Source organism: Pseudomonas meliae, assembly GCF_001400515.1.
Classification (GTDB): domain Bacteria; phylum Pseudomonadota; class Gammaproteobacteria; order Pseudomonadales; family Pseudomonadaceae; genus Aquipseudomonas; species Aquipseudomonas amygdali.
Genome location: NZ_LJQT01000303.1, coordinates 22,432 through 29,592, shown reverse-complemented (window position 1 = coordinate 29,592; position 7,161 = coordinate 22,432). Strand labels below are relative to the sequence as shown.

The following is a 7,161-nucleotide window of genomic DNA, read 5'->3' as shown; positions in this document are numbered from 1 at the left end:
GTTCTAATCACAAACCGCCGAAATTTCCGTCAGCGACCTGATCACCCAGCTTTACCGCAACGGACCCACATCGAGCAGCACTGCGGTTGTCAGGTCCCGGAGGCAATTTCCTTGCAGCACCTCGGGGCTTCAGGGGCTAGCCCCTGTTCGTAGCGAAGGCGGAGAGGGGGGCCGGGGGCAATGGAACAGGGAAGTCAGTTAAGCGCAATTTCCTGATGGATTGATTGCGTCTATCCGATCCAGCAAACCGGAATTAATTGCGAGTGAGCGCGCGCCGCTTATGTCTCATTTAAGTATACCCAAGTAGGCCTGGCTTATCAGCCATGGCTCAATTTACCTAAACGCAACCCTAAAGAGCCATCCATGAAAGAACTACCCATTTGAGCCATATGGCATTGGCTACCTTGCTTATGACAGCGGCCAATCAGCTACGAATCATCAATGATTAATCAGAGAATAATCGATTGAGATTAATCAAAGAATGATCGATGATTATTCATGAGCGATTAATCATAGGTTAATCAGAGAATAATCGATTGAGATTAATCAAAGAGTGATCTATGATTATTCATTAGTGACTAATCATAGATTAGTCGCAGATGAATCACATTTGATTATTCATTGATTATCTAGGTATCCAGCACCATGATTATCCTTTTCGGCTCCCACAAAGGGGGTGTAGGCAAGACCACTCTCATTGCCAATCTCGCGGTAATGCTCCAAAAAAAAACAGCCTCTGTTGCCATAGTGAGGGCTGATAAAAATCAGGACCTGGAGGTCTGGACGAGATTTCGCGCAGAAAAAGACGTTCCCGATATCCCGGTCATGACGTGCTATGGCGACATAAGCAAAGACATTCGGAAGCTAGAGACTGTCACTGATGTGGTTTTTGTAGACACTGCGGGCCATGACAGCATGGAGCTGCGTAGTGCACTTACCGTAGCTGACATATTTCTCACACCCGCCAAACCATCCTCACTGCTTGAAATCGCTACGCTTGATGGCTTGTCTTCCATCGTCCGAGAAGCACAGAAAAAAAATTCCAGTGTGCAAGGCTTCACCCTCTTCAACCGATGCCCAACATCATCATTCAACACTGATGCTCAAGACCTCGCTGAGTACCTTAAAACCAATCCTGAGATGCTACCCCCATTACGCTCATGTGTTTCTGATTTGAGGCCTTACGAGAAGGCCATAAACCAAGGATTGGGCGTTCATGAGGTACGGGCAAAAAACGCCTCCAAGGCGAAGGGCCAGCTCGAGCTACTGTTCACCGAGATACAAACAAAGCTTGATTAAGCATTGAATAGCAGATATGATTAATCAAAGATTGATCATTAACTGGCGGACTTCGGTGGTTCAATATGGATTTGAGTAAAATCAAAAAACACAACAATTCAACAGCAACGACTGAATCGAAGTCCGTTGCTGAATTCATTGTGAAGGGAGATGGGCGACCCAATCAAAAACAAAAATCCACGATGGTAGGATTCCGGTTTGATGAAAACACTCTGAATGGCTTGAACAAATTAACAACAGAAACAGGGAAGACGCGCATTACAATCATACGAGCATCTTTGCTCGCCTTTGAATCACTATCCGACAGCGAAAAAGCGCGCTTCTTAATACAGGTAATGACGTAGATTTGATGTGACACCGTAATAGATGCCGGGGCATGGCGGGAACCATCCCCAGCGTGGAACACAACGCATCCTAAGAGGGAAATATTATGTCCGAGCGAGACTATAACACAGTCCGTAACCTACCCCTATGCCAGCTTCCAGACCCGAAGTACCTGTACTTGCTGCGAGAGTTCGCCGGTCACATGGCCCCGCCATGCGTGGCAGAAGCGCTGATGAAGTGGCTTAGCCGCCTTTAGAGGCCCAAGTGTCGCAAATCTCAGCTTCGCTCCCATTGGGCCAACAAATCGATTTTTTTCGCCGGAGTAACCACGATGGATGTGCCGACCGCAGCGAATGCCACGCATCAATTGATCTGCCAGCACGTTTGCCGGTGGACGAAAACCTACGTAATGCCGTGCCATGTCATCAAGACGATGCCAGACGGTCGGTATAAGCTGTTGGTATTCGGAGATAGACACTGGAAAGGACAGGACCATCTGAGTCGCATCCGCTATGTTACAGCTAGCCGGGTCAGGCTGAAACATGAAAGTTAACTGTCTTCGTAGATTCATTTACGGCACCAAAGATGAACCCAGCCTGTCAGGCTAAGTCTTGTGAAACTCTTTGCGTATCAAGTAATTGTGAGGTAAAAAATCTCTGGACCCTCAATAAAACAAAGGACGAACCTATGAAAGCAATTTACGCCCTTGCCGCCGGCATGGTGTTTTCAGCGGCGGTTATCGCCAGTGAACCATCACCCGTAACTGTAGGCCACCTGCAAGCAGTTCCAGGCCAAACGCCGTCGATTTCATACATTACAGGTACAGCAACCAACACCAAGGATCAAGCACTAGGGAACGTTTTCGTACATTTCAATTTGTACGACGCCAATAACGCTCTGGTAGGCAACGCCATTGCCACTGCCAGTAACCTGGCACCCAAAGACACATGGAAATTCAGCGCCGGTGTGACCGTCCCGTATGACCACTTCGTTTTGGTCAAGGTTGACACTTACTGAACACCGCTCAGAATTTCAACCTAGGCCCGAGTTTAATCTTGGGCCGCAACACCTCTTCCTTCACCTCAGTGAATTGGAGTTTCTCTTTCATCTGCTTTTTCAGACGCTCAGGGGTATGAAGGTTAATTTTTTTTCCTGCTTTTTCTAACTTTTCTGCCATTGTGACTGTTATATCCGGCCCGTCAATACTGGTATTTTCAATTTTCCATTCGTTGCGCTTGACTGTCTTGTAGCCCTGGACTTCGCCATTTTTATCATACGATGGTACCTCAACGGCTACAGCGCCTTCCTTTTTAAGCTTGATGACATGACCCACCTCGACTTTCTCCCGTTCGATTTCCTCAAGCAGCGTCTTACCCCATACGGTCACCTCTTTTTGTCCATTGAGGGTCTTGTAGGTGATATAGTTCGAACGTTTGTTTTTTTTGTCGAACTGATAACTGGCTGATCCAAACTCAACCACTTCGTACAGGTTACGTGTCCGCTCAGGACCATGTTTAAGGTGGTCTTTCAACGCAAAATCACGCTTATGGGTGGCTTTCACATTGTAGCCAAGCCCTTGCAACTTTAGGCTCATGGTGGTGCGCAATTGCCGCAGGTCTTGTTTCTTGATGTCCATCCGCTGACCGTTTTTGTCCGATATTTTCAATACCACATGGACATGTGGTTTTTCCGTATTGTCGTGGTACGCCATGACAAACGCATTGTCAGGGTATTTTTCTTTAAGTGTTTCCCTCACTGTATCAAACAGTTCCTCACGCGACACCTTTTCTGAGGGGGGCGGCGAGAACACAATATTATGTGTTTGCTTTTTAAGCTGGGCCGCGTCTTCATTTGCCTTTGCAGTAGGGGCAATGGTTCCTGAGTGAATCATGTTGTCCTTCAATTCGGAAAGCCCTTCCGATCCATTCCATTCATTACCTTCATCGTCATAGAGACTGAGTTCCCCATCATGAGACATGTAGTCTATGGCGTTTTTAATACCGCTAGCGGTGGAAGCTGAGCCAGTGACTTTTACCATCATTTCCTTACTGGGTAATTGTCGAATAGCTCCGGTTGACTTGCCATTATTCTTTTTGTGTTGATTGACTTTAAATGCAAAAGCGCTCTTTGACGCCTTATCGGCACGCGCCCTTTTGACTCGCCATTCTTTTTCGACATGCACGCCCATAACTAGCCCTTCATGCCCTTACGGTTAAAGCTCCAGCGATCTACAGAGACCTCCTGCAACTCATCTATTTTCTTAATCGCCATGGCCATATAGCTGTTCAATGTTTCAATTTCTTTAAGAAACGCCGCGTCGTTCACGTCGAGCTTCTTCGATTGGAACATCATATGGCGAATGTTACGACCAACCGCATCAATGGCTGCCCTGAGTCCTCTTATTTTCTTGATTTCATCAGGCAATAATTTCGGCGAAGCCGACAGCGATGAAACAATCCTGAACCGGCATTCCCTGGACATGGACCAGTCATTCAACCGTGCGTGATAGGCAATCGCTTCTTTTTCTTCCGTTGATAACGAAAATCTAAGCCGTTCGCTATTTTCACTTAAATTGAATTCTTCGAGGCTGTCTTCTTCTGCAATTCTTAGCACAAACAGCTTCGATAAAGCACTGATCGTCGTACCGCTCTTTGATATTTTAGCGACCGCCCGTTCATGCGCTTCATTACTGATTCTAAAGCACACCTTTCTTTCAGTTTTTGCACTCATACAAGAGCCTCCGGCAGCGGGGAGACAGCCCAAATTGAGCCACAAAGTGGCGTCAATTTGGGCTACTCTCCCTATCCTGCATCCGCATCCGCATCCGCATCCGCATCCGATCTTAAAATTTTCGCCCTTCCATCATGCTATCTTTAACGCACGAAGAGCTGAAAAGCAAGCTGAGCATGGGCTAATCCGTGAACACGGCGTGTAGCCAACGGCCTATTCTGATGAAAAGCCTCATGCCTAACGCCCTGCGCTGCGCTTCGGTTGTTCAATCCACATCACCCGCCGAAACGAGTTTCGGCGGCGCTGAGGATTCGACAGAAAAACCTAATGATTCTATCATGAGGTATTACCTTTCTATACCCAGAGGTTATTCCTTATGAAAGCGGCAAAAAATCAACCCATGGCAGTAAAACTGGATTTAGGGATGCGTGATCGAATCCAGCAGCTTGCAAAATCACAACAGCGGACACCGCATTGGATGATGCGCGAAGCTATAAAACAGTACGTTGAGCGCGAAGAAAAGCGTCAGGCGTTTCAGCAAGAAGCTATTCACGCATGGAATGAATATAAGGCCACCGGTATGCATCTGACTCTGGAAGAAGTCGAGACATGGTTAGCTCAACTGGAAGAAGGTAAAGACGTAGAGCCACCTGCATGCCACAACTGATCTGGTCGCCCTCTGCGTTGCGCGATATTCAACGCCTTTATCGGTTCTTGGCGCTAAATAATCCAGAAGCCGCAAGACGAGCAGTTAAAACTATCAGGGAGGATATTAGGATTATTGCCGAACAACCGGAAGTAGGTAGGCTAGCCGATAGGATGGCAACCGAGTATCGGGAATGGTTAATTGATTTTGGCGACAGTGGCTATGTGATTCTATACCGCTACGACACAAGCGAAATAGTTGTCGTAGCGGTCCGGCATCAAAAAGAAGTTGGTTATTGATGCTGGTTTTCAGTGGTACACTCAAGGCATCACGAAAAAAATACCGAGAGGGTTTTCGACCAGCATGCTGGTCTTGCAATGGTCGAAACAATTGACGCCGAGCGTCAAGCCAGAAAGCCTCCCTACTTACTTCCGGCTACCCTTTGGTAGGTAAAAAAGCCGCCATGTAGCCTAGGCCCAACATCACTAGTGCTGCCAACGGCGCGTAATCAATCATCTGTTCCATAGGTAGTGCCTCTATCAGTTATCTATCCCTTTCTGACAGCCGCCTGGGTTCAGGTCATGAAAATATCTGGCCATTGGCCACCCACCCCAATTGCGCCCTGAATTCAAAATATCAATAAGATAGTTTCAATCCAATTTAAAAGAAAATCATAGTGAATTTCCTTTAAACGTCCATCTGCAAAGTCTAAGCCTATTTTGCCAGCGAACGCGTCAATTTCGGCTTCAACATTCGAAATCGTCACTGAGTTCATATCCTCATCCAACTCATCGAGTATTGACTCAAAAACAGCGACTTCTACGGCCATATCCAATAAATGACGCGCCTCTGCCTCCAAGGGTCCTCTAGCCTCGCCGCCCGGTGACAAGCTGACAGCCCAATGACAATCGAATGTAAAACAGCCTGACTCTAATGTTTTGACCAGCTCTGAGTGAAGGGCCTGGTCAATGGTTTTTTCTGCCAAAAGCTCCATGAGAAATTCATTTATCGCGCTGGTCATCAATGTTCTAAACTCGCCACGAATACGCGAACAAACATCAACAATTTCATGTAGTTCATTTATCAACTCATCATGAGTCATCATGCGATATCTCCTAAAGCTCGTTGCCCGCTAACCTAGTGTTCGATCAAAGCGGCATCGCCAAATGGACACTGATAGCATTTTCAACGGCTACCATATCAACCTTGGACAGGTTACCTAACCGGTTTTTTAAACGTTTCTTGTCCGCTGCCATTATCTGGTCGGCCATCGCTTTACTGCTTTGCCCTTCAAGCGTTACGAGCGCTTCACCGGGATACGTTCTCTCGGTACTGCTGGTTAACGGTACAACAACGACCCGTGCCAAATGGCGGTTAGCTGAATCGTTGCTCACGATCACTGCTGGCCGCGTTTTTTTAATCTCACTGCCAACAGAAGGATCGAATTCAACCCACCAGACTTCACCGCGAAGCATCGCGCATATCCTCGGACAAGGCATTGCACCAGTTGATTGCAGCAGTTTCGCGTGCCGTGTCTGCCGCCATAGCTTGATAGCCAAGATCAAGTGACTTACCCACAACGTGGGGTCTCAGTAAGTCCTCAATGAATTGGCTCATCTTGCGTTTACCGACCGTTCTGTACAGCCCATCGTAAACATCCTCATCCAGCGTAATTGTCATTCGCTTGTGCATGGCTACAACCTCTTTATGCGTTATGCGTATAACGTAGTATTCTCAATGCAATCACGAAAACAAGCAAGCCTCTAGGAGCCCGTCTAAGGTTCGATCAGTGGTCTAGCCACCCCTGTGTGAGGATTTTTTGAGTTTTCGCCTTCTCGGCGCGCTCACGAGCTTCTGGCGCTCTTGCTTTGGCTCTGCCCTGAGTGCGAAAGCATCCGCTTTGGATTTTCTCCGCCGAAAGGGGTCCCCGCTTGCGGGGTTGAGGCGGGTGAGTGCGCAGCACGAATGCTCTGGCCGTTGCTTGTGATTTTGCTTCGAGGGCCCAAAAAGTTATCCACACAGGGAGAAGGGTCGTACGCGAATCTTTTTCTATATCTTTTGATTAAATATTTTCTAACGGAAATGGGGAAAGCATTAAATGTTATTTGAATTCAGTAGCTTATCCTGTGGTTAAGTCTGCCAGAGGCAGGTGCTATCCCGTA

At 47.3% G+C, this 7,161-nt stretch carries 10 protein-coding genes; 5 read left to right on the top strand and 5 right to left on the bottom strand.

Annotated features, from left to right (window positions below; translation table 11 throughout):
- The first annotated feature begins 645 nt into the window (after positions 1-645).
- The 3 genes from ALO64_RS14220 (at position 646) to ALO64_RS14215 (ending at position 2,640) form a co-directional block, all read left to right on the top strand.
- On the top strand, positions 646-1,299 hold the full coding sequence (locus ALO64_RS14220; RefSeq protein WP_044345408.1) for a division plane positioning ATPase MipZ: 654 nt from the start codon (positions 646-648) through the stop codon (positions 1,297-1,299).
- A gap of 65 nt (positions 1,300-1,364) precedes the next feature.
- A complete protein-coding gene (locus tag ALO64_RS24405) occupies positions 1,365-1,643 on the top strand; it encodes a plasmid stability/partitioning protein (protein ID WP_082303496.1) in 279 nt (92 codons plus the stop codon).
- A 667-nt stretch (positions 1,644-2,310) separates the two neighbouring features.
- Positions 2,311-2,640, top strand: coding sequence for an FxLYD domain-containing protein (locus ALO64_RS14215; RefSeq protein WP_044345406.1), 330 nt, complete (start codon positions 2,311-2,313; stop codon positions 2,638-2,640).
- Between the two features lie 7 nt (positions 2,641-2,647).
- Here the strand turns inward: ALO64_RS14215 and mobP1 are convergent, their stop codons facing one another.
- Positions 2,648-3,811 carry a MobP1 family relaxase gene (gene mobP1 / locus ALO64_RS14210; RefSeq protein WP_044345404.1) on the bottom strand — a complete coding sequence of 388 codons (1,164 nt, stop codon included), beginning with the start codon at positions 3,809-3,811 and terminating at the stop codon, positions 2,648-2,650.
- A 2-nt stretch (positions 3,812-3,813) separates the two neighbouring features.
- Positions 3,814-4,353, bottom strand: a complete 540-nt coding sequence (gene ddp1 / locus ALO64_RS14205) for a DNA distortion polypeptide 1 (RefSeq protein WP_044345402.1) — start codon at positions 4,351-4,353, stop codon at positions 3,814-3,816.
- A gap of 376 nt (positions 4,354-4,729) precedes the next feature.
- Here ddp1 and ALO64_RS14200 point away from each other — a divergent pair, with 376 nt between their 5' ends.
- Positions 4,730-5,020 carry a CopG family ribbon-helix-helix protein gene (locus ALO64_RS14200; RefSeq protein WP_044345400.1) on the top strand — a complete coding sequence of 97 codons (291 nt, stop codon included), beginning with the start codon at positions 4,730-4,732 and terminating at the stop codon, positions 5,018-5,020.
- A complete protein-coding gene (locus ALO64_RS14195; protein ID WP_044345398.1) occupies positions 5,008-5,298 on the top strand; it encodes a type II toxin-antitoxin system RelE/ParE family toxin in 291 nt (96 codons plus the stop codon). Before ALO64_RS14200 ends, ALO64_RS14195 begins: the two co-directional genes overlap by 13 nt.
- Before the next feature lie 329 nt (positions 5,299-5,627).
- Here the strand turns inward: ALO64_RS14195 and ALO64_RS14190 are convergent, their stop codons facing one another.
- Genes ALO64_RS14190 through ALO64_RS14180 form a run of 3 tightly spaced genes read right to left on the bottom strand, consistent with a single transcriptional unit; the run spans position 5,628 to position 6,691 of the window.
- The gene (locus ALO64_RS14190) at positions 5,628-6,104 is read right to left on the bottom strand and encodes a hypothetical protein (protein ID WP_044345396.1); all 477 of its coding nucleotides are present in this window, start codon (positions 6,102-6,104) and stop codon (positions 5,628-5,630) included.
- A 43-nt stretch (positions 6,105-6,147) separates the two neighbouring features.
- Positions 6,148-6,474: a type II toxin-antitoxin system PemK/MazF family toxin gene (locus ALO64_RS14185; RefSeq protein WP_044345395.1), complete on the bottom strand. Its 327-nt coding sequence runs from the start codon at positions 6,472-6,474 to the stop codon at positions 6,148-6,150.
- Positions 6,461-6,691 carry a hypothetical protein gene (locus ALO64_RS14180; RefSeq protein WP_004668272.1) on the bottom strand — a complete coding sequence of 77 codons (231 nt, stop codon included), beginning with the start codon at positions 6,689-6,691 and terminating at the stop codon, positions 6,461-6,463. The genes ALO64_RS14185 and ALO64_RS14180 overlap by 14 nt, the downstream gene beginning before the upstream one ends.
- Positions 6,692-7,161: the final 470 nt, after the last annotated feature.

What these genes read in the sequence shown, in the direction of transcription:
- ALO64_RS14220 (WP_044345408.1), top strand. Translation starts at nt 646, where the DNA reads ATGATTATCCTTTTCGGCTCCCACAAAGGGGGTGTAGGCAAGACCACT.
- ALO64_RS24405 (WP_082303496.1), top strand. Translation starts at nt 1,365, where the DNA reads ATGGATTTGAGTAAAATCAAAAAACACAACAATTCAACAGCAACGACT.
- ALO64_RS14215 (WP_044345406.1), top strand. Translation starts at nt 2,311, where the DNA reads ATGAAAGCAATTTACGCCCTTGCCGCCGGCATGGTGTTTTCAGCGGCG.
- mobP1 (WP_044345404.1), bottom strand. Translation starts at nt 3,811, where the DNA reads ATGGGCGTGCATGTCGAAAAAGAATGGCGAGTCAAAAGGGCGCGTGCC.
- ddp1 (WP_044345402.1), bottom strand. Translation starts at nt 4,353, where the DNA reads ATGAGTGCAAAAACTGAAAGAAAGGTGTGCTTTAGAATCAGTAATGAA.
- ALO64_RS14200 (WP_044345400.1), top strand. Translation starts at nt 4,730, where the DNA reads ATGAAAGCGGCAAAAAATCAACCCATGGCAGTAAAACTGGATTTAGGG.
- ALO64_RS14195 (WP_044345398.1), top strand. Translation starts at nt 5,008, where the DNA reads ATGCCACAACTGATCTGGTCGCCCTCTGCGTTGCGCGATATTCAACGC.
- ALO64_RS14190 (WP_044345396.1), bottom strand. Translation starts at nt 6,104, where the DNA reads ATGATGACTCATGATGAGTTGATAAATGAACTACATGAAATTGTTGAT.
- ALO64_RS14185 (WP_044345395.1), bottom strand. Translation starts at nt 6,474, where the DNA reads ATGCTTCGCGGTGAAGTCTGGTGGGTTGAATTCGATCCTTCTGTTGGC.
- ALO64_RS14180 (WP_004668272.1), bottom strand. Translation starts at nt 6,691, where the DNA reads ATGCACAAGCGAATGACAATTACGCTGGATGAGGATGTTTACGATGGG.